This is a genomic window from Paenibacillus glucanolyticus NBRC 15330 (assembly GCF_004000885.1).
GTDB lineage: Bacteria > Bacillota > Bacilli > Paenibacillales > Paenibacillaceae > Paenibacillus_AQ > Paenibacillus_AQ glucanolyticus.
On record NZ_BIMC01000005.1, the window covers coordinates 45,318 to 64,446 of the forward strand.

Consider the following 19,129-nt stretch of genomic DNA (forward strand, 5'->3'; position numbering starts at 1 on the left):
GAAGGTACATACAGGTGGGTCTTTAGAATGCGATATTTTCCTTCCCCTCCATGAGGAGCCTCTTCCTAGGCCCGCATATTCAGGGTTAATTCCGCCGAAGGCGCTGCCGGTTGCGAGCCCGGGCCTCGCCGCCCTTACGGCCTGCCTCTTCGCGGCTCATCTTGGCATCTTCGGTATGGTTCTGATTTCTCGACTCTCCACCCATCTGGCCGATTTCTTGATAGAACTCGCGTCCATGTGAGCTTGAGGTTGACTCTCCGCCTTTGCGTCCGATATCCTCATAGAAGTCCTTGCCATGGGTATCCGAAGTAGCTTCTCCGCCCTTCTGGCCGATCTCCTGATAAAACTCCTGATTATGCGAATTAGACGTAGATTCTCCACCTTTCCTGCCGATTTCCTGGTAGAAATCTCTATCATGAGCACGAGAGGTTGCCTCCCCGCCCTTTCGTCCAATCTCTTGATAAAATTCTTTGTTATGGTTGTTCGCAGTAGCTTCTCCACCTAAACGTCCTGCTTCTTCACGGCTCATCTTTCCATTGTTGTTGTTCTTAGCCATTCTGAATCACTCCTTATAGGTTATTGGAAGTTGTTGCTCGTCCACGGTATCATATTAACCTTGTGAACGGCGATGAAACATAAATTTTGCATAAATGCGCAAGTTTGCATCAAGGTCATCCTGCACAAAGTATTGATATACACGAAAAAAAGCCCCGCACAAAGTGCGGGACTTTTTATCAACATCTGTATGCGGTAGAGAGGACTCGAACCTCCACGGGTATACACCCACTACCCCCTCAAGATAGCGTGTCTGCCATTCCACCACTACCGCATAATATAAGGGTACATCCATTCGTTACTAAAATAAAAATGGTGAGCCATGAAGGGCTCGAACCTTCGACACCCTGATTAAAAGTCAGGTGCTCTACCAACTGAGCTAATGGCTCTCGATGACAATCTTTGCAGCTGCCATATAAGAAAAATGGTGACCTGTAGGGAATAACCTCTCTTCGTTCGAGACTGCGATGCTTGTCCTAATGAAGATCTTGCTCCGACGAATCGACGGAGTTCTCATCCCTGAGGTTATATAAGAAAGTGGTGACCCGTAGGGGATTCGAACCCCTGTTACCTCCGTGAAAGGGAGGTGTCTTAACCCCTTGACCAACGGGCCACTTTAACCACGTCGCCGTGACGACAAGATTGAGTATAGCATAAATTTAAAAATGCTGGCAAGCTTTTTTTTCGTAAATTTTAATATTTATTTTCAGTGTTTTTTCGGCCCATAATCAGCCCAAGAAACCAGCCGCTAGCTGCGTTTCTGTGACGGTATTTCCCACACGCTGCACATGGTATGCATGAGCGTCCACTCTCGAGCTTACGATCTTATGCAGCTGTTCATCTATAAAATGCAAAGCAGCCCCATCATCGGCAGCATATCCGGATTGCGCCTCACCATGAAGTACAAGATTATGGTACGACGGCCTTCTCTTACTCTCGCCGTCATAGTGAGGGCAATGGCTTCCCCTCAGGATACCCAACCCCTCAAGCTTGTACAAGGGTGCATTCAGCGGATCTGTAATCCCTTCTTCAAACCAGCATATGGAGCCAGCGCTTAACCCCGTTAATAAAACACCCTGCTCATAAGCTTCCTGAAGAATCTGATCCAGACCCCATTCCTTCCATAGGACCAGCATGTTGCGTGTATTGCCCCCGCCGACATATATAATATCCTGCTCCAGCACAAATGACCTGAGATCGGCAAAGTTTGGCTGGAACAGCGACAAATGGCTGGGGATGCACGCCAGAGTACGAAAGGCACGATAGAAACGCTCAACATAGTTGTCCGCATCCCTGCTAGCAGTCGGAACGAAACATACTTTTGGCCTCTCGTTAGCTACCTGTGCCAGTACGTAACTGTCAAGCAGCAGGTTGTCCGGTTCCATGGAGAAGCCGCCCCCGCCCATGGCAATAATTTGTCTCATTAGATCCCCCCATTTTCGATTTACATCATTCCATATTGAAAATATACTCCGTTCCGGAGAGGAGGGATACTCTCCCTCCGGTCGAGACTGCGACGTATTCCTGACACCCCCTATGCTCCGGCGAACCCTTGTTAGGGTCTCATTCCTGGGACAGAAAAAATGCTCCCGACCGCCTTCGCGAGTCAGGAGCTTTCTTCGATGTAACGCTAAACGGAGAGAGAGGAATACTCTCCCTTCGGTCGAGACTGCGACGTATGCCTAACGCTGCTTATGCTCCGACGAACCCTATCCAGGGTTCTCATCCCTTTGCAAAAAAAAGCCCCCAATCACTTTGTGATGGGAGCTTTCTTCGATATAACGCTAAACGGAGAGAGAGGGATTCGAACCCTCGCACCACTTACGCAGTCTAACCCCTTAGCAGAGGGTCCCCTTATAGCCACTTGGGTATCTCTCCATATGGCTCCCCGAACAGGACTCGAACCTGTGACAACTCGATTAACAGTCGAGTGCTCTACCAACTGAGCTATCAGGGAACATTAAATAGAATACTAATAATTTATCATGACTTCTTAGGGGAGTCAAGCGATAGAAGCATAAGACGTCCGCTGCACTTTCCGCACCTGTACCGGGCCGGGTTCATCTTCCGTTTCCGCAAATACTCGGTCCCGCAGGCGCTGCAGCGCAGCATATAGCGGTAAGGTTCCGGCTGGCGGCCCGTTGCCCTGCCCTTCGGCAAAGATTTGCAGAATCGGCTTCCTCCAACGGCTTGCAGCAATTTTTTGAAATCGGCATCCCGATGCTGATACCCCCTCCCTGCAATATGCAAATGGTAATGGCACAGCTCATGCTTAATAATCTTCTCGACCTCTTCCCTGCCGTGCGTAGCAAGCTGATGCGGATTGATCTCGATATGATGGCTCTTCATAAAATACCGGCCGCCCGTTGAGGACAAACGCGGGTTAAAGGTCGCCTGATGCCTGAACGGAACCCGGAAGCTCTCCAGCGAAATTTTCTCAACCCAAGCCTGCAGTTCTTCATTGCTCATCTCGTTCATCATAACAATATCTGATCCTTCCTTTACCTTATAAATGCTACTTGAATTTTAACTTCTCTCTGGGCTACACTGTCAAGTAGAAAGTATGGAGGGAGAACCTGCAATCATGCCGAACATGCGTTACGTTATATTAAAGGGACACGAGGGGCTGCAGTTCGTCGAAATGCCTGGTGACCACGCTTACCAGCTCAGTGCTCTGAATTTACGCCTTAACAAGGAAATCGATAAACTCACCGCTCCAGGCAAACCTCAGCTGCCTCTTGCTGTAGCTGAATGCGACAATCTTGATCTGCTGCAGGAATCGCTGAGCATTCAAGGTGGTCTGGACTACATAAATGAGCTTGAGCAGGCTTTTGCTTCCCTTAACGAAACAGAGTATCCACTCATCTCGCTGCTAACCGAGATTCGGGCTCTTCAAGCCCAGCTTGAGCAGTGGTACGAGGAAGAGGCGTAATAATCGAGGTAGACCTGCACGCTTTGGGCTTTTTCCCCATATGCTATCCATACAGATGGAATTAGCAAGAGGAGGAGATACCCTTGCCGCAATGGCTCTGCAATCAATTGATACGTGCTTTCCGTAAAAAGGACAGACGTCAGATCAAGCTGCTGAACGAGTGCTGGTACTTTTACCGGAATTCACCGGGCGAAGAGAATTCGAATGCCCGATAGGGCGCTGCAACCGATCCATAAGTATGACAATAAGCCGGACTGCTGTCCGGCTTATTTTTGTGTGTATTTTATCATGATAGCTGAAGGGGAGCACGATCTACTGCAACTTACAGAAAGCTGCGCTTAGCCGGCCAGGAGCCTTGCAGCTTCCGCAGAAAAATAATTTGTCCCGTATGGTATGCATCATGCGTAATTAAGCTGGCTATCCGCTGTGGAGATTCGGTGATCTCTTCTTCCGGCATCTGCTCTATTTTCTGTCTTAGCGCAGTATGAACTTCCTTCAGCTGCTCCTGAGCTGTTTCCCACGCCTGCTGGCTTGAATCGTGTATGAGAAAGGTCTCGTCATTGCCGATTCCTTCGTTACTAAGGGGTGTCCCTTCCAATCTTGCGAGCAGCCGCTGCTTATAATACAGCAAATGCTGCACGTTCTCCCAAATGGAATTCGCGCCCTCCCCCTCTGGTTTCCAAAGAGCCTGCTCAGCCGTCACATCCTTCAGCGCAGGAAGAATCGGCGGATACCAGTCCTCCTGCTCCATAGCGTTATCCCAGTAAAGTAACAACAGTTCTCGCATGTTCATATTCGATCGCCTCCATTTTAATATGTAACTACCTTAAATAAAATAGATCGTTACACAAAAACTAACATACTTCGGCCTCCATTACAAGTAACTAGCAACATAAATTTTTACTTGTTACAATAATGGAATGAGAAAGGATGAGTTTCATGTTGTGGGATGATTTTCTGAACAGTGAATGGCATGACTGGAGAGGCAGCGGCCGGTCAGAGGACAGGCTTTATCGTGAGGATTGGCTCACCGATTTTATAGACGAATATCATCTTCAAATGACCCTGCCATTAAAAACGGATGAACTGGATCTGTTAAAACAGCTTCGCTCCTTCCTCCGAAAATGCGTGCAGCACATCGTTGAGGGAGAACCCCCTTCCCGCCAGCAATTGGAGGAATTGAACCGCTGGATGGCCGCAGGGCCAGTCGTGCGCCAGCTTGGGATGCAGGGGGACCAGAAATTCGTGCTGACCTACACCCCTGTAAATCCGGATTTGCAGTCGTTATCCGCGGAGATAGCGGGTTCTTTTGCGCAAACCTTGGAACAAGGCGAGCTGGCTCGATTCCGCATCTGCACCAACCCGGATTGTCTGTGGGTGTATTACGACGATACGCGCAACCGCTCCAAGCGATACTGTGATGACAAGGCCTGTGGCAACCTCATGAAAGTGAGACGGTTTCGGGCGAAGAAAAAGCAGCAAGCCGATATCGAGAACTAGGCTAGGGTTAGGGCGCTTATATTTTAATGGGTTGGAGGTAAAAATCATGAGTATAAAGAGGGTTACTGAAGCAGAATTAGCTTGGGTTAACCGGCAGTATGAACAAATCAGATTTATGCCAAGCAAACTCAAGAATGAAATCATTGCTATCGTTATGTCTCAAGGCCACTATGCCGGTGTTGGCAGACTGGTTATGTTGAATGCGCATGAGGCTGAGATGGGCGGCATTTATATACTGGATGCATTTCGAGGACAATCCCTTGCACACGAGCTCGTATCGTTCCTGGTAGAAGAATCGAAAAGACAGAATCTGAAGACGGTGTATTGCATTCCGTTCGAAGAGCTGCAGCATTTCTATGAAAAGTTCGGCTTTCATGCATTCGATGCCTCTGCCTCCAATGCCAATCCCCGGATTCTAGAAAAATATCACTGGTGCCTCAAAACATACGATAAAAACGTCCTGCTTCTAAAGCTGACCCATGGGTAAGCTCTGGGTAATAAAAAGCAGCGGTATGCCGCTGTCTGAGCTTCACAAGCAGTAGAACGAATAAGAGCCGTAACTCCCGATGGGAGATACGGCTCTTTCATCATTCTATACGCCATTGCGTAAGGTTCGTTCGATCCGGGGATTGCTTGGATTGCTGTCGGCCAGGTGTTGAACTAATATGGGATCCTGTTACTGGTCCTTTGGCTTACGCATCGTCAAACCGACACGGCCTTTCTTCAAATCCACGTTCAGCACCCATACCGTAACGTTATCTCCGACGGAGACAACATCCATCGGATGTTTCACAAATCCATCACTCAGCTGGGAAATATGCACCAGACCGTCGCTCTTGATGCCGATATCAACAAAAGCACCAAAGTCGATAACATTGCGCACCGTTCCCTGAAGCTCCATTCCCGGCAGAAGATCTTCGATCTTCAGCACGTCCTGACGGAAGATTGGCAGCGGCAGTTCCTCACGCGGATCGCGTCCCGGACGCTGCAAGCTGTCCAGAATATCACGCAGCGTTGGCACGCCAACCTCCAGCTTCACCGCGAGGTTCTCCGGCTGCTGCGCATCCAGCAGCTCAGCCAGCTCCTTGCTTCCGAGCTTGTCCAGCCCTACCTGAAGCTCCTGGAACAAACGGTCAACGACCGCATATGATTCCGGGTGAATCGGCGTACGGTCCAGAACGTTCTCCCCTTCCGAAATCCGCATAAAGCCCACGCACTGCTCAAACGTCTTGGCGCCTAGCCGCGGAACCTTTTGCAGCTGCTTGCGGCTTACAAACTTCCCGTTCTCTTCCCGGTATTTCACGATATTCTTGGCAATGGTTGCGTTGATCCCTGCCACGTACGAAAGCAGGGATGGCGATGCGGTATTCACGTCAACTCCGACATGGTTAACCGCAGACTCCACGACAGCTTTCAGGCTTTCCTCCAGATGCTTCTGGGTTACATCATGCTGATATTGACCCACGCCGATCGATTTCGGATCGATCTTCACCAGCTCGGCAAGCGGATCTTGTACCCTGCGCGCAATTGAAGCCGCGCTGCGCTCGGCTACATCCAGATCCGGGAATTCTTCCTGTGCCAGCTTGGAGGCAGAGTACACACTTGCTCCGGCTTCATTAACGATGAGGTAAGCAAGCTCAGGGTCAGCGATTTCCGCAATAACCTCTTCTGCTACAAATTGCTCCGTCTCACGGGACGCCGTCCCGTTGCCAATGACAATGAGCTTGATCCCGTATTTCGCAATCAGCTGTTTGAATTTCGCAGCAGCCTCCTGCCTCTTGTTCGCTGGCGGCGTCGGGTACGTTACCGCTACTTCAAGCAGCTTGCCCGTGTCATCAACCACAGCAAGCTTGCAGCCGGTGCGATAGGCCGGATCGACACCCAATACACAGCGTCCCTTCACCGGTGGCTGCAGCAGCAAGCTGCGCAGGTTCCCTGCAAAAATAGAGATCGCCTGATTCTCCCCTTTTTCCGTAAGCTCGCCCCGAACCTCCCGTTCAATGGATGGTGCGATGAGTCGCTTGTACGAATCCTCGATCACCGCGGTAAGAATATCCGATACGGATGACGGGCCCTTAAGCACCTGTTTGCCGATGTACCCATGAATGGATTCGGAAGGAACCTCAAGCCCCACCTTCAGAATGTTCTCGCGCTCCCCGCGGTTAATGGCCAAAATCCGGTGTGGCGGCATTTTCTTCGCCAGTTCCCGGTAGTTGTAATAGTTCTCATACACGGATTCCGCCTCGGTATCCTTCGCCTCTGAAGTCAATATGCCATGGTCCATACTGAATCTGCGCACCCAGGAACGAACGGTTGCATCGTCGGCTATATTTTCAGCCAAAATATCCATCGCGCCTTGCACTGCCTCTTCGGCCGAAGCCACACCCTTCTCTTCATCAACATACTTGACGGCCTCAAGCATCACATCGGCTTGCTTCGGCTGCGACCAAATCCACTCGGACAGCGGCTCGAGCCCCTTTTCCTTCGCGACGCTTGCCCGTGTCTTGCGCTTCTGCTTATACGGACGATATAAATCTTCTACTTCCTGAAGCTTGACAGCAGCCGTGATCGACTTCCTCAGCTCTTCCGTCAGCTTGCCCTGCTCCTCTATGATGCGAATGACTTCCCGCTTACGGACTTCCAAATTGCGCAAATAGTTTGTCCGCTCTTCAATGTCACGTAATTGATTCTCATCCAGCTCGCCTGTCATTTCCTTACGATAACGTGCAATAAACGGTATGGTATTGCCCTCATCCAGAAGCTCAACGGTCGTACGCACCTGTTTCTCGGACAATTGAAGCTCTTTCGCCATTTGCTTGACGATCCGTTTTAATTCTTCCTTGCGAATCTGTTCTTCATTTACTTCCATAACAGCTTCTAATTCAGACAATGATATCCCTCTTTCTTCAATGAAACTATATTACCTATTATCCCAAACTTAAGCGCTCATTTCCACCTCATAGCTTACATCATAAGGGTTTAAGCTGTTTTTAATGTCGATTTCATCTCATTTTAAGATTCGCTTTATATTCTTAATAGTAAGAAAATGCTGCTGCCGGATATCCACACCTTCATGATGATCAGGGGGTCACCTTAGATGAATGACAAACAAGCCATTGCCTGGTCCGTTGCCTGCCTCCTGTTTATTGCAGTCGCGGTCACCACGGCCTACATTCTCATCCCAACTAACACCTAAATACGAATCTTCAATAAGAAGCGTGCTCCCAGCTTCTCATGCGCATCGCAGGCAGATGGCAGTGCGGCCATCTACGTAAAAACCCTCAAGGAGTTCGTCCTTGAGGGTTTTTATGGCCATCGTTCTATGTGGAACATGCAACGCTTGGATTGAATTAAAAATCAATCAAGCCCAGACTTATTTGCAGGGAATCATCCACCTTGCTCATCATTTCATCATCAAGATGGGTGATTTTGTCAGTTAGCCGCTGCTTATCAATCGTCCGGATCTGCTCTAGCAAAATGACGGAATCCCGATCAAATCCATGCGACGCCGCGTCGATTTCGACGTGAGTCGGCAGCTTGGCTTTTTGAATCTGTGCCGTAATGGCTGCAACAATCACAGTCGGACTAAACCGGTTGCCGATATCGTTCTGGATCACAAGAACCGGCCTTACGCCGCCCTGCTCCGAACCGACAACGGGTGATAAATCCGCAAAAAATACGTCGCCCCGTTTAACGATCACTGTCTACACCCCGCTTACTAAGCGGTCTAGAGTGTTGTCTGCATCTTCCTCCGCGTGAAACGCCTCAGAAGCCATGGTCAGGTTAATTTTGGCCATTTCCATATAACCTCGCTGCATGGATTCACGAATGTAACGTTTCTTCCGTTCATTCAGGTACAACTTCATGGCCTGCCTAATAAGCTCACTGCGGTTGGAATTTTCCAGCTGAGCGATCCCGTCCACTTCCTGCAAAAGATGATCCGGCAAACTGATCATGATTCGTTTGGTGTTCTGCATATTGGCCACCTTCTATCACACCCCCACAACCTTCTCGCCCTGTGCACCAGTATTACATTATTCAAGGAAATTTATACAAAAGAATATATATGCCGAAGGTATATCAAGTATGCTGCATATCATTATAAACTACAATCGACACTTTCGTACAGACTTTAGCGACATATTCCTATTTCGAGGGTGTCTGTACGTATTCCTTCTTTCCTGAATAAATTACTTGGGGCACAAAAGGCCTTTAAAGGTGATTCCAGAGTGCATTTAACGTCTTAACGGGTATATCGTCGCGTATATACTGACGTGGTACCCGGTGGGCAATCATGCAGACGACCTCGTAGTGGATCGTTCCCAGCTTGGCTGCCAGCTCATCTGCCGTGATGCATTCGCCAGATTGCTGGCCGATGAGTACAACCTCTTCACCAGCTTTAATTTGTTCCGCCTCCTCGGCGAAAGGTTTGAGCGATACCATACATTGGTCCATACAGATATTTCCGATTACAGGGGCGCGGCGGCCGCGTATCAGCACTTCCGCTTTACCGCTCAGCATACGTGAGAAACCGTCGGCGTAACCGATAGGAAGGGTTCCAATTCTCTCTTCCTGCTCTGTTACATATTTCGACCCGTAACTGATACCGGAATGCGGAGGCAGATTTTTGACGTAGACAAGCTTGGTCTTTAACGTCATGACAGGGCGGAGGCTCACTGCCTTCCGATTCACCTCATCCGAAGGATACAATCCATACAGGCTAATGCCAATACGAACCATATTATAAGATAATTCGGGTGTATCGATGGCAGCAGCGCTGTTACCCGTATGTATGATCGGGATATGGTAGCCCTTATCCCGAAGAGCGTCCGCTACGCCCTGAAAACGGCGGTACTGTTCCAATGTATAGTCTTTGTTGTGTTCATCCGCTCTTGCAAAATGGGTAAACATTCCTTCGACAACAACCTGCGGCAGTGAACATGCTTCTTCTATAAAAGTAAGAGCATCTTCACCAGGAAGCAGGCCCAAACGACCCATTCCGCTGTCAATCTTGATGTGTACCTTAAGTGGCTTCTCCGGCTTGACCGGCAGTGCCTTTATCGCTTTGAGCACTTCCGAACTGAACAGGGTTATGGTTACATCATACTCATAAGCGGTCTCTACCGCCTCCGGTGGTGTATAACCGAGCACCAGGATCGGAATAGAGATGCCTCCTTGCCGAAGCTCGAGCGCCTCATCAAGGAAAGCTACGCTTAAGTAAGCCGCTCCCAGTTGCTGAAGTTCGCGTGCCACTTCTACAGCTCCGTGACCATACGCGTTAGCCTTCACACATGCAAGCAACTCCATGTGCTTGGGCAGCGCCTCACGAAAAACGTTATAGTTAGCGCGCAGATGGTCCAGGTTGATTTCCGCCAGGGTAGGTCGATATATCGCTTGCAATTCCAGTCACCTTCTTACCATTTTGAAAAAAGCATTAGGTTTACATTAGATTAATGGTAATGTTCCCGCGAGCAACTGTCAATTGAGCCAAACTGCTTATTTCTGAAGCTCGCGGTACCCTTGTAGTGACGAAACTTGGTGAAACATCGGAATATCTGCAAGAAATGCAGGCAGAACCCCTGACGGATTTCCTTTATTTGGAAAATAGGCGAATGGCCCCATTGTCGGAATTTTGCCCTCCTTCAATGCTTGGTATCCGCCTACTTTGTATTATTTACCCGATTCTCCCTGCATGGAAGCAGCGACTTTCACCATTTCACTCACAGGAAGATTTGCGCTGGTGATTCGGTATTCGACTCCTTCTGTATTCCAGGTCAGCGTTCTTTGCTGATCGCCAGTGAGCAGCCCTACCGTTGTGAAGTCGATGTAAATCGCTTCGCCCGGTACGAGGGAAACCGCACGATCCACCGGTCTGGATTCCATAATCGTGTATTGGTACACGCCGTCATACTTCAGGATGACCGCATGATCCTTGCTCTCTGCAACCTCCATGGTGTCCTTATTGGTAACCCCGGCAGGAAGATACTCCGGATAAATAATGCCGAACGATCCCATGTCGCCGCCGGAGGCCGTTGGCGTCAAACCATCTGTTCCCTGGGCCCCATTGCCATCTGCTCCGGAAGCCACCGGCACTCCATTCTCGTCCACTTCCGCAAGCGTTCCCTTCGCATCACTCATTGCGCTCAGATTCTTGTTGGTATCAAACGATTCCTTCGTCAGATTGGTGTCAAATGTAAAGGTATTGAATTTAACCTCAACCACGACATTAGCTTCCGAATCCGATACTTGTACCTGTTTCGGAGTGTAATTGTCCTTGGCGAGCCATATCTTCTGACGAATCAGGGAATGGCTGTGGTAGTTCGCCGCCACATCGAACACGTAGCTATCCTTATCCTCGGCAAACTGACGGGTATTGTCGCTCAGAATGCTGCCCAGCAGCGTCTGATACAGATATACCTGTCCCTGATTATCCGGCCAGTCGCTCTTGAAGCGGAAGCTCTTGTTCAGGCTTGGCGTCAGGACGAACACACCGTCATCATTACGAAGCACGATTTGCGTAATATCCTTTTGCCCATTCGTTAAACTGATCCGGTAGTAAGATGGTGACTGATACCATACCTCCACCTGGTACTCCTGCGGCGCCGAACCGGTATGTATGGTCATAACGCCCGCTCCCTGGTAAGCACCCTTGGCACTTTCCAGCTTATCAGCCACCTTGCCCAGATCCTTCACAACGCTGTCCGCATTTTTCTTCCCGCATCCCGCCAGTATTGTTGTTAAGCATAATACTACCGCGAGCAGCACCCATGAAATCCGGCGCATGTCATCATCCCCTTCAACACTTGTTTTGACTTGATTGATACATGTCTATGAGGGACTTGGTCACATTATGCAGACTAGCCTGACAAGCACCGTTACGGCAGGCCTCGCAAGGGGCTCATTGTCTGGGACAAGAAAAAAAGCCCTGGCGGATTCAGCGGATCGTTGATTCCATAAGGGCATATTTTCTTAAAACATCTTGATTGCTCTCATAAGTCATCCAGAGCATCCCCTCTTAAGGAGCTGAGTGAAGAGCAACAGACTCATCAGGGACAGCATTCGTATAGGGCGCGAACCATTCCTCATCCACATGGTCTGGAGATGGAAGGCCTCGTGTCATCGGATCAAAAATCCAGAATATACCTACAGCGAGGACAGCAGCCCCACACCCGGCGATCACAGATGAACCAGCAAACACAACACCCAGGGTTCCTCCGATCAAACTTCCCAGCGGCATCGCAATCCCGCTGATTCCGCTGGCTGCCGCCAATACGGTTCCCAGTCTCTTCTCGGGAATTGCCTTCTGGATGACCGAAATAATGATGACGTTCGTAACGCCTCCAGGAAACCAGGCCAAGCCGTACACCAAAACGACAAGCCAGGTCCATGGGGTAAATACGCTTAATCCCCAGGCAGCTCCGGACAAACAGAATGCACCGGCAAACAGATAGCCGAGCGGTAAGCGCTCAAGCTTCATATAAGGCGTCAATATGGCACCCAGGAGGCTTCCGCAAGCCGAAGCCATAAGCAGCATTCCATAGATGCTGGCCCCACCAAGACTGTCAGCAAATGCTGGCATGACCGTAAATGTTGCCCCGCCTGCTGCATTAATGACGATAATCCCGATTTGGATCCGTGCAAGAGGCGTTGCCAGCATGTAGCGAAGCCCTTCCTTCATGTCACTCCAATAACTTCCCATCGTGTTCCGAATACTTTTAGATTTTGATGAACTCGCCTCTGATATATTATTATCGTTGTTATCAGAAGTTTTGGTGGATTTCTTGATCTTCAATTGCGCGAACAACAGCGCACCGATGAAAAATCCGGCCGAATTCCATAAGTAGAGTGAAACTGCACCTAAAACCACAATCAGTACGCCGGAGATGGCGTTACATGCAACATCGATGCCCTGATTTGCAATCGAGAACAACGAATTGCCCTGTGTCAGCTGTCTTTTCTCAAGAATACGGGGCAGCGCCGTCATTTGCGCCGGATAGACCCACATATTCAGTGTCGATAAAATCGGGGTGATGGTCAGGACCAGACCAACCGTCAAGAAGTCAAAATAGAACGCAAGCGGTATGATCAATAACATTAAGGCCTGAACCAGCTGGGTGTTTACCAGCAGTCCACGTAAGGGAACACGATCAATCATCGGACCGGACAGAATCTGAATGATTCGTGGCAGGATGGACAGGAAGCCGGCAATTCCGGTATACAAGGTTGAACCGCCGAGGTCATAGACCAGCCACATCGCTGCAACCGCATATAAACTGTCACCAATATTCGTTAAAATCCGGCCGATAAACAGCAGCACAAAATTTCGGTTCTTGAAAATTTCCATTCAGCTTCTCTCCATTTCGAAGTTTAATAGTTAAGCCTGGTAGAGGCCGTGTTGGCCTCTATTTATCTTCGAGCTCCGTTGAAATCACATTGATTCCGATTGCAAATTCCTGACTGTCGCTTGATTTCGTCGCGATGGTTTTGTTCACCCATTTCTCGAGCAGTTCCTTGAATTCCGTAGTCATCTCTTGATATTGATCGCCGTTCAGCTGCAGCCTCAGGCTTATCCTGGTTCGGGTCGCCGCCGCATAATCGTCGGCAAGGACCGGGTCCATCATTTGCGTTCCCTTGGTGTTAAACCACTTGGCTTTGGATTTATAATATTTCTCTACAATGCCGCCGACAGTCCGGGTCTCCACCAAATCTATTAATCCGCCGTCGTATAACTTCTGAATATGATAGTGAATGCTCCCTGGCGATTCTCCCAATTCGTCCGCTACTTGCTTGGCGGTTTTGGCCGTATCCAGCATGGTTCCGAGAATCTTCACCCGTTGTGCACTGCCGAGCAGCTTGGCTTGTTCCACCGAAATCTCAATGCTCTGATTATGATCTTGATCCATGTTTGCCAGCACTCCATTCTAACTGAATTGTTCATTCCAATTCTATAATTTGATTTGTTATTTCCGTTCATTCCACTTTAATTTATCATTCTAATTTTCTAGATCGGTATGTCACAATAATAAACCACCTATTACCATTTGTAAATAGGCGGTTTATTTTTTTGTGTATTTTTTCTAAAGAGGTTTAACCATGTGGTAATAAACGTGCCCGTTAATCATAATTTCCTTATCCGTGCTGTACCCTCTTCTTTCATATAAAGAATGAGCGCGATGATTGTCCGTCACAACAGCGAGCGCGATTTTATCATACTGAAGTTCCTTCGCCTTTTTCTCCGCATGGCTGATAAGTGCCGAACCTATTCCCTTTCCGCCAAACTGCGGGGAAACGGATAAGGTATCGATATAATACTCATCCTCATCGGATTCTTTATCCAGGGCGATGGCCTTGTCATTCTTCAGCTTCCGCAAACGCTCCAGGATCGGACGATCCAGTTCCGCCACCATATCGCCCCCGTATGCCACGATAATGCCCGCTACTTCGCCGTCTACCTCTTTTACGGCAGCCTGCCGGTGACTGAGCCTGCCTTCATCCGCACGAAAATATTGCTCCAGCACTTCAATCGCCTTCTCTTCGCTTTCTTCCCCTGTCAATTGGTGCGCTACATCGTGCAGCGCATCATACAATAGCCTTACCGCTGCAGGAGCATCTTGTTGTCTTGCTGATCTGATTGTCATGTCAGTTAAGCCTCCGATTACATTCAATAATTCAAACATCCCAGTCCTCAACCTCATAAAATAAATCCATCTCGGATGAAGCTGTAAAGGATCGACGGTTTAATCCGCTGGTTCCGATCTTCTCATGCAGTCCAAAACCTCTGGATACCTTGAAAGCAAAAGTTAAACCATGAGGTATCATTGCACTTCCTCTATACAAACCCTCTCCGCAGTATGGAAGCTCAAATCCGGCATAAATGGATGGATAGGGCGGTGTGGATGGTGGCACTTTCACCTGGACGGTGACCTTCACAAACTCGGGCATCTCATCCACGACCCTCATTTCTTTATCCGCGGTCAAACCCCCATATTGAAGAAACATACGGGTGCTGCCAAGAGCTCTGGGTGTGATGCTTCCGTCAGGCCATACACGAAGCACATCCGGATCCTCGACATGGAATGTCCCGTTCATGAGCGTTTGAACAAATCCACTGGTATATGTAATAACCGGATTCAGCTGTTTGAGAGGTCCGTTTATGCCCACAACGCTATCCCCATGGAGTTGAATAGAAGCTGGTTCTCCGATATGGCCAAAAAAATATAACAACGGCGCTTGAGCTCTGCCTGCCCAGTCTCTCTGACTGTGGCCTGCGCCCGGATCGAGGAACAGCATAAGATCCTCTCCCGGTACAAAGCCGTCATGAATGAGTCGCTCTGCTTCCACTCGGGCGTATTTTTCCATGAAGACCCCTTCTGCTCCGCCCATATCCAGCCATATTCGCAGGTTCGGATGCGTACCGTATCTTTGGTAAAATGGATATTCCTGCAGTTGGCCCTCAGTGTCAAACTCAGTCTTCACGAAAAAGGGTGACATCACGGCGATGCTTCCAAAAATCTCCGGACGGCGAAATCCTATGTTATAGGTGACAATGCCGCCTGCCGAGGAACCCATCATAGCCGTGTATTCCGGCCCTTGCAGCGTTCGAAAGGTTGCATTCATGTAGGGCATCACTTCTTCAATGATAAAGGCTTCATATTGTTCACCCGCAAACGGGGGGTCGGTCACCTCATGCATCCTTGGATTGTCATGGAAGTATTCGTTCAGTCTTTGATGGGGAACCGTTGCGATACCAACGATAATAATCTCCTCCATCCGTCCTTCGGAAACAAGTCGATCTGCTGTCTCATGCATCTCCCAGGACTCCCCGGTCACGTCTGCAGAAAAAACATGCTGCCCATCATGCATATAGAGTACAGCATAACGCTTCTCCGTATTCACATGATAGCTGGGCGGAAGATATACATACAAACTTCGGGTATTACCAAGGTTAACCGATGGAAAATCCGCGATTTCCACCATTCTTGAGGACATACTGACCATTCTAACCCCTCCTGCCTATTTTTGCACCACAAGGACCACTAAATGCTGCTTACACTGGCAAAAAACGTTACCTGAACAACAAAAAAGGCACAACCCGATAAATCAGGTTGTACCTCTGAGGTAAGCATTGCCTTACCCGTCATTATACTGGGGAATTTCCCCAATTTCAATATCAGGATTTACCCTCGGGCGGCTCTTTGGGCACATAATTAAAGATATCGCCATCCACAAAAGTATCGATCAAACGCTCCAGCCATTTATAATAGGCGACGGCCTCACGCATTTTAGCCTGATCCTCTTGCAGCACCGCTGCCAATACTTCATCATGCTCATGCTCCTTATGGAGCTTCTCGGTTTCATCCAGCGCTTTGCGCAGAACCATAATGTTGCTCTCCACCGATTTTCGCCACTTAATATCAAAGAAGTCCACGAAGCTCTGATACCAATCGTACTCGACTTCATACAGATCCTTGCGGGAACCCTTCTCCCACACTTTGTTTACCATTTTATAATCGAGCAGTGTCCGCACGCCTGTACTCATGCTGGTCTTGCTCATCTTCATTTCCTGTCCCATTTCATCCAGGTTCATCGGTTTATCCGCAAAATAAAGCAGTCCGTATAAATGCCCCGTCGAGAGTGGAATGCCGTACAAATCCATATTTCGTCCAATATTCTCAATGACACGCTTACGAATCTTATGCACGGCTGCCTGCCGTTCATCATCTAAATGGTACAAGCCCATGCTTGCAGCCTCCTCTATCTGTAGCCATCCAAGAAGTCATATCAACCTAACCAAACCAGGTGGACTCGAATTGTAGTGTGAACGATCTCAAAGAAATCTAATCAATCCCAATTCAACACACATTCTCTGATCTATTGTAGGGAAAGCTATTTTAAAAGTAAAGAAGATCGCTCCAGAGGATATAGGAGCATATGGGAGCATATGAAAGGATAACTTTGTACAGTTTTTACTGTACGTACTTTATGTACGGATATAACGTTTGATACTTTACGTATCGGTTGTTACAATGGGTGACATGGGTTTACGAGACGACATCGGTACAGACTCGGTCAATTGGACGCGTCTCTATACATTCTAAAAGGAGGAGTACTTTTGGCTATTCTGCAAGTTAACAAGGTCAGCAAATTGTTCGGCACGAATCCGGAACAAGGGATTCAACTGCTTGAGCAGGGCTGGGGTAAAACGCGAATTGCGAAAGAGAAAAATATAACGGTTGGCGTTAACCGTGTCAGCTTCGACATTCATGAAGGCGAAATCTTTGTCATCATGGGGCTGTCCGGCAGCGGCAAGTCTACATTGGTCCGTTTGCTAAATCGGTTGATTGAACCAACATCGGGTGAAATATTGATTCATGGCAAAGATCTTCGAAAAATGAACAAGGAACAGCTGCGGGAGGTTCGACGCAAGAAAATCAGCATGGTGTTCCAAAAGTTCGCTTTGTTTCCCCATCGCTCGGTTGTAGAAAATGTGGAGTACGGATTAGAGATTCAAAAGGTAGACAAGAGCAAGAGGCGCGAAGCCGCCATGAAGTCACTTGAGCTCGTAGGCTTGAAGGGCTGGGAAGAAAAAATGCCCGACCAGCTTAGTGGCGGGATGCAGCAACGCGTCGGGCTTGCCCGCGCACTGGCCAATGATCCAGAGATTCTGCTTATGGATGAAGCATTCAGCGCACTCGATCCCCTCATCCGCCGAGATATGCAGGACGAATTGATTGAGCTTCAGGACAAAATGAAGAAGACGATTGTGTTCATCACGCATGACCTGGACGAAGCCCTGCGAATCGGCGATCGCATTGCCCTGATGAAGGACGGCTCCATCGTTCAAATCGGAACACCGGAAGAGATCCTGACTCAGCCTGCCAACGACTACGTGGAACGTTTCGTGGAAGATGTGGATCTGTCCAAGGTGCTCACGGCTTCCCGGGTTATGCGCCGTCCCGAGACCATTACGATGGATCGCGGACCACGCGTTGCACTTGAGCTTATGCGCGAACGTGGAATCTCGAACCTGTTTGTCATTGACCGTTCCAAGAAGCTGCTTGGCGTCATAACGGCCGAAGATGCATCCGATGCAATGAAGAATAACCGCAAGCTTGAGGACATTCTTATCACGGACGGCCCGAGCGTCGGACCCGATACACTGCTGAATGAATTGTTTGAAATTACAAGTATGTCCAAAGTGCCATTAGCCGTTGTGGATGATAACGGCAGGTTGATGGGCGTCATCGTCCGCGGTGCTGTGCTCGGTGCTCTGGCTGGAGAAAGCAAGAGTGGGGAGGTGACGCAAGATGCCTAAGATTCCTCTCGCAAGCTGGGTTGATTCACTGGTCGAATGGATGGGAGACGTGTTCTCCGGCTTCTTTGACGCGATCTCTTTGATCATCGAGAAAATCGTGCAGCTGTTTACAGATCTGTTCATGCTTCCTCATCCGTATCTGTTCATTGTCATTCTGGCTGTCATCGCCTATTTCTTGGGCCGCCTGCCACTGACTTTATTCACGGCGATCGGTTTTCTGCTCATTGATAACCTCGGCTACTGGTCGCAAACGATGAGCACGCTGAGTCTGGTCATCACGGCAGCTTTAATATCGGTTCTACTGGGTGTTCCGCTTGGGATATGGGCGGCTTACAGCAGGTCCGCATCCCGGATTATTATACCGGTTCTCGATTTTATGCAGACGATGCCGGCGTTTGTATACTTACTCCCTGCCGTCACATTCTTCAGTCTGGGTGTTGTTCCAGGGGTTATTGCTTCGGTTATCTTCGCGATTCCGCCAACGATTCGTCTGACTCGTCTCGGGATTATGCAGGTATCCGGTGAATTAACGGAGGCTGCGGATGCATTCGGTTCGACTTCCGGACAGAAATTGTTCAAGGTTCAGCTTCCGCTGGCCATGCCAACCCTGATGGCCGGTATTAATCAGACCATCATGCTGTCCTTGTCGATGGTCGTTATCGCTTCGATGATCGGTGCTCAAGGCATTGGTGCCGAAGTTTATCGTGCAGTGACTCAGCTGCAAATCGGGAAAGGGTTTGAAGCTGGCTTGGCCGTCGTTATTTTGGCGATTGTCCTCGACCGCTTTACACAAAATATATTTAAATCGAAAAAAAGGGGTGCTTAAT

At 48.9% G+C, this 19,129-nt stretch carries 20 protein-coding genes and 5 tRNA genes; 6 read left to right on the plus strand and 19 right to left on the minus strand.

Going from position 1 to position 19,129, the window contains the following annotated elements:
• Positions 1 to 85 precede the first annotated feature (85 nt).
• The 8 genes from PGL02S_RS10020 to PGL02S_RS10055 form a co-directional block, all read right to left on the minus strand.
• Complete coding sequence (locus PGL02S_RS10020) at positions 86 to 556, minus strand: KGG domain-containing protein (RefSeq protein ID WP_006212378.1); 471 nt, start codon at positions 554 to 556, stop codon at positions 86 to 88.
• Positions 557 to 746: 190 nt separating this feature from the next.
• A tRNA-Leu gene (locus PGL02S_RS10025) sits at positions 747 to 829 on the minus strand.
• A 39-nt stretch (positions 830 to 868) separates the two neighbouring features.
• Positions 869 to 944, minus strand: a tRNA-Lys gene (locus tag PGL02S_RS10030).
• Between the two features lie 149 nt (positions 945 to 1,093).
• Positions 1,094 to 1,168, minus strand: a tRNA-Glu gene (locus tag PGL02S_RS10035).
• Positions 1,169 to 1,283: 115 nt separating this feature from the next.
• On the minus strand, positions 1,284 to 1,979 hold the full coding sequence (locus PGL02S_RS10040) for a Type 1 glutamine amidotransferase-like domain-containing protein (protein ID WP_036642590.1): 696 nt from the start codon (positions 1,977 to 1,979) through the stop codon (positions 1,284 to 1,286).
• 365 nt (positions 1,980 to 2,344) lie between these two features.
• A tRNA-Ser gene (locus PGL02S_RS10045) sits at positions 2,345 to 2,433 on the minus strand.
• Positions 2,434 to 2,436: 3 nt separating this feature from the next.
• Positions 2,437 to 2,512: transfer RNA gene (locus PGL02S_RS10050), tRNA-Asn, on the minus strand.
• 26 nt (positions 2,513 to 2,538) lie between these two features.
• A complete protein-coding gene (locus PGL02S_RS10055; RefSeq protein ID WP_173937159.1) occupies positions 2,539 to 3,024 on the minus strand; it encodes a SprT family protein in 486 nt (161 codons plus the stop codon).
• A gap of 115 nt (positions 3,025 to 3,139) precedes the next feature.
• On the opposite strand from PGL02S_RS10055, the gene PGL02S_RS10060 reads away from it, so the two are divergent.
• The gene (locus PGL02S_RS10060; protein WP_006212381.1) at positions 3,140 to 3,487 is read left to right on the plus strand and encodes a hypothetical protein; all 348 of its coding nucleotides are present in this window, start codon (positions 3,140 to 3,142) and stop codon (positions 3,485 to 3,487) included.
• 83 nt (positions 3,488 to 3,570) lie between these two features.
• Positions 3,571 to 3,702, plus strand: coding sequence for a cortex morphogenetic protein CmpA (gene cmpA / locus PGL02S_RS10065; protein ID WP_006212382.1), 132 nt, complete (start codon positions 3,571 to 3,573; stop codon positions 3,700 to 3,702).
• A 107-nt stretch (positions 3,703 to 3,809) separates the two neighbouring features.
• On the opposite strand, the gene PGL02S_RS10070 is transcribed toward cmpA, so the two are convergent.
• Complete coding sequence (locus PGL02S_RS10070) at positions 3,810 to 4,280, minus strand: DinB family protein (protein WP_036642594.1); 471 nt, start codon at positions 4,278 to 4,280, stop codon at positions 3,810 to 3,812.
• Between the two features lie 146 nt (positions 4,281 to 4,426).
• On the opposite strand from PGL02S_RS10070, the gene PGL02S_RS10075 reads away from it, so the two are divergent.
• Both PGL02S_RS10075 and PGL02S_RS10080 read left to right on the plus strand, forming a co-directional pair.
• Entirely contained in the window at positions 4,427 to 4,987 is a 561-nt protein-coding gene (locus PGL02S_RS10075; RefSeq protein WP_036642596.1) for a CGNR zinc finger domain-containing protein, read from the plus strand.
• 46 nt (positions 4,988 to 5,033) lie between these two features.
• Positions 5,034 to 5,474 carry a GNAT family N-acetyltransferase gene (locus PGL02S_RS10080; protein WP_036642598.1) on the plus strand — a complete coding sequence of 147 codons (441 nt, stop codon included), beginning with the start codon at positions 5,034 to 5,036 and terminating at the stop codon, positions 5,472 to 5,474.
• Between the two features lie 189 nt (positions 5,475 to 5,663).
• On the opposite strand, the gene PGL02S_RS10085 is transcribed toward PGL02S_RS10080, so the two are convergent.
• The 10 genes from PGL02S_RS10085 to PGL02S_RS10130 form a co-directional block, all read right to left on the minus strand.
• On the minus strand, positions 5,664 to 7,856 hold the full coding sequence (locus PGL02S_RS10085) for a Tex family protein (protein ID WP_051449282.1): 2,193 nt from the start codon (positions 7,854 to 7,856) through the stop codon (positions 5,664 to 5,666).
• Between the two features lie 481 nt (positions 7,857 to 8,337).
• Positions 8,338 to 8,688: a type II toxin-antitoxin system PemK/MazF family toxin gene (locus PGL02S_RS10090; RefSeq protein WP_006212388.1), complete on the minus strand. Its 351-nt coding sequence runs from the start codon at positions 8,686 to 8,688 to the stop codon at positions 8,338 to 8,340.
• Between the two features lie 3 nt (positions 8,689 to 8,691).
• Positions 8,692 to 8,973, minus strand: a complete 282-nt coding sequence (locus PGL02S_RS10095; protein ID WP_028406492.1) for a CopG family ribbon-helix-helix protein — start codon at positions 8,971 to 8,973, stop codon at positions 8,692 to 8,694.
• Positions 8,974 to 9,199: 226 nt separating this feature from the next.
• The gene (gene alr, locus PGL02S_RS10100; RefSeq protein ID WP_036642604.1) at positions 9,200 to 10,387 is read right to left on the minus strand and encodes an alanine racemase; all 1,188 of its coding nucleotides are present in this window, start codon (positions 10,385 to 10,387) and stop codon (positions 9,200 to 9,202) included.
• A 270-nt stretch (positions 10,388 to 10,657) separates the two neighbouring features.
• Positions 10,658 to 11,770: a LolA family protein gene (locus tag PGL02S_RS10105; RefSeq protein ID WP_036642606.1), complete on the minus strand. Its 1,113-nt coding sequence runs from the start codon at positions 11,768 to 11,770 to the stop codon at positions 10,658 to 10,660.
• 232 nt (positions 11,771 to 12,002) lie between these two features.
• Positions 12,003 to 13,331, minus strand: coding sequence for an MFS transporter (locus PGL02S_RS10110; protein ID WP_006212392.1), 1,329 nt, complete (start codon positions 13,329 to 13,331; stop codon positions 12,003 to 12,005).
• 58 nt (positions 13,332 to 13,389) lie between these two features.
• Positions 13,390 to 13,890, minus strand: a complete 501-nt coding sequence (locus PGL02S_RS10115; protein WP_006212393.1) for a winged helix-turn-helix domain-containing protein — start codon at positions 13,888 to 13,890, stop codon at positions 13,390 to 13,392.
• A gap of 174 nt (positions 13,891 to 14,064) precedes the next feature.
• Positions 14,065 to 14,625, minus strand: coding sequence for a GNAT family N-acetyltransferase (locus tag PGL02S_RS10120; protein ID WP_036642628.1), 561 nt, complete (start codon positions 14,623 to 14,625; stop codon positions 14,065 to 14,067).
• A gap of 31 nt (positions 14,626 to 14,656) precedes the next feature.
• Positions 14,657 to 15,985: an alpha/beta hydrolase gene (locus PGL02S_RS10125; RefSeq protein WP_036642608.1), complete on the minus strand. Its 1,329-nt coding sequence runs from the start codon at positions 15,983 to 15,985 to the stop codon at positions 14,657 to 14,659.
• A 172-nt stretch (positions 15,986 to 16,157) separates the two neighbouring features.
• Positions 16,158 to 16,727 (minus strand): GbsR/MarR family transcriptional regulator, encoded by a 570-nt coding sequence (locus PGL02S_RS10130; RefSeq protein WP_006212396.1) that lies wholly within the window; start codon positions 16,725 to 16,727, stop codon positions 16,158 to 16,160.
• 372 nt (positions 16,728 to 17,099) lie between these two features.
• Here PGL02S_RS10130 and PGL02S_RS10135 point away from each other — a divergent pair, with 372 nt between their 5' ends.
• Together PGL02S_RS10135 and PGL02S_RS10140 are read left to right on the plus strand one after the other, a co-directional pair.
• Positions 17,100 to 18,302, plus strand: coding sequence for a quaternary amine ABC transporter ATP-binding protein (locus PGL02S_RS10135; RefSeq protein ID WP_006212397.1), 1,203 nt, complete (start codon positions 17,100 to 17,102; stop codon positions 18,300 to 18,302).
• Positions 18,295 to 19,128, plus strand: a complete 834-nt coding sequence (locus tag PGL02S_RS10140; protein ID WP_006212398.1) for an ABC transporter permease — start codon at positions 18,295 to 18,297, stop codon at positions 19,126 to 19,128. The genes PGL02S_RS10135 and PGL02S_RS10140 overlap by 8 nt, the downstream gene beginning before the upstream one ends.
• Position 19,129 lies beyond the last annotated feature (1 nt).

Bases quoted from the DNA above. Each gene is read 5' to 3' on its own strand.
- PGL02S_RS10080 (WP_036642598.1), top strand. From the start codon at position 5,034: ATGAGTATAAAGAGGGTTACTGAAGCAGAATTAGCTTGGGTTAACCGG.
- PGL02S_RS10110 (WP_006212392.1), bottom strand. From the start codon at position 13,331: ATGGAAATTTTCAAGAACCGAAATTTTGTGCTGCTGTTTATCGGCCGG.
- PGL02S_RS10055 (WP_173937159.1), bottom strand. From the start codon at position 3,024: ATGAGCAATGAAGAACTGCAGGCTTGGGTTGAGAAAATTTCGCTGGAG.
- PGL02S_RS10105 (WP_036642606.1), bottom strand. From the start codon at position 11,770: ATGCGCCGGATTTCATGGGTGCTGCTCGCGGTAGTATTATGCTTAACA.
- PGL02S_RS10120 (WP_036642628.1), bottom strand. From the start codon at position 14,625: ATGACAATCAGATCAGCAAGACAACAAGATGCTCCTGCAGCGGTAAGG.
- PGL02S_RS10060 (WP_006212381.1), top strand. From the start codon at position 3,140: ATGCCGAACATGCGTTACGTTATATTAAAGGGACACGAGGGGCTGCAG.
- PGL02S_RS10020 (WP_006212378.1), bottom strand. From the start codon at position 556: ATGGCTAAGAACAACAACAATGGAAAGATGAGCCGTGAAGAAGCAGGA.
- PGL02S_RS10140 (WP_006212398.1), top strand. From the start codon at position 18,295: ATGCCTAAGATTCCTCTCGCAAGCTGGGTTGATTCACTGGTCGAATGG.
- PGL02S_RS10130 (WP_006212396.1), bottom strand. From the start codon at position 16,727: ATGGGCTTGTACCATTTAGATGATGAACGGCAGGCAGCCGTGCATAAG.
- PGL02S_RS10115 (WP_006212393.1), bottom strand. From the start codon at position 13,890: ATGGATCAAGATCATAATCAGAGCATTGAGATTTCGGTGGAACAAGCC.
- PGL02S_RS10040 (WP_036642590.1), bottom strand. From the start codon at position 1,979: ATGAGACAAATTATTGCCATGGGCGGGGGCGGCTTCTCCATGGAACCG.
- PGL02S_RS10070 (WP_036642594.1), bottom strand. From the start codon at position 4,280: ATGAACATGCGAGAACTGTTGTTACTTTACTGGGATAACGCTATGGAG.
- PGL02S_RS10125 (WP_036642608.1), bottom strand. From the start codon at position 15,985: ATGGTCAGTATGTCCTCAAGAATGGTGGAAATCGCGGATTTTCCATCG.
- PGL02S_RS10075 (WP_036642596.1), top strand. From the start codon at position 4,427: ATGTTGTGGGATGATTTTCTGAACAGTGAATGGCATGACTGGAGAGGC.
- PGL02S_RS10085 (WP_051449282.1), bottom strand. From the start codon at position 7,856: ATGGAAGTAAATGAAGAACAGATTCGCAAGGAAGAATTAAAACGGATC.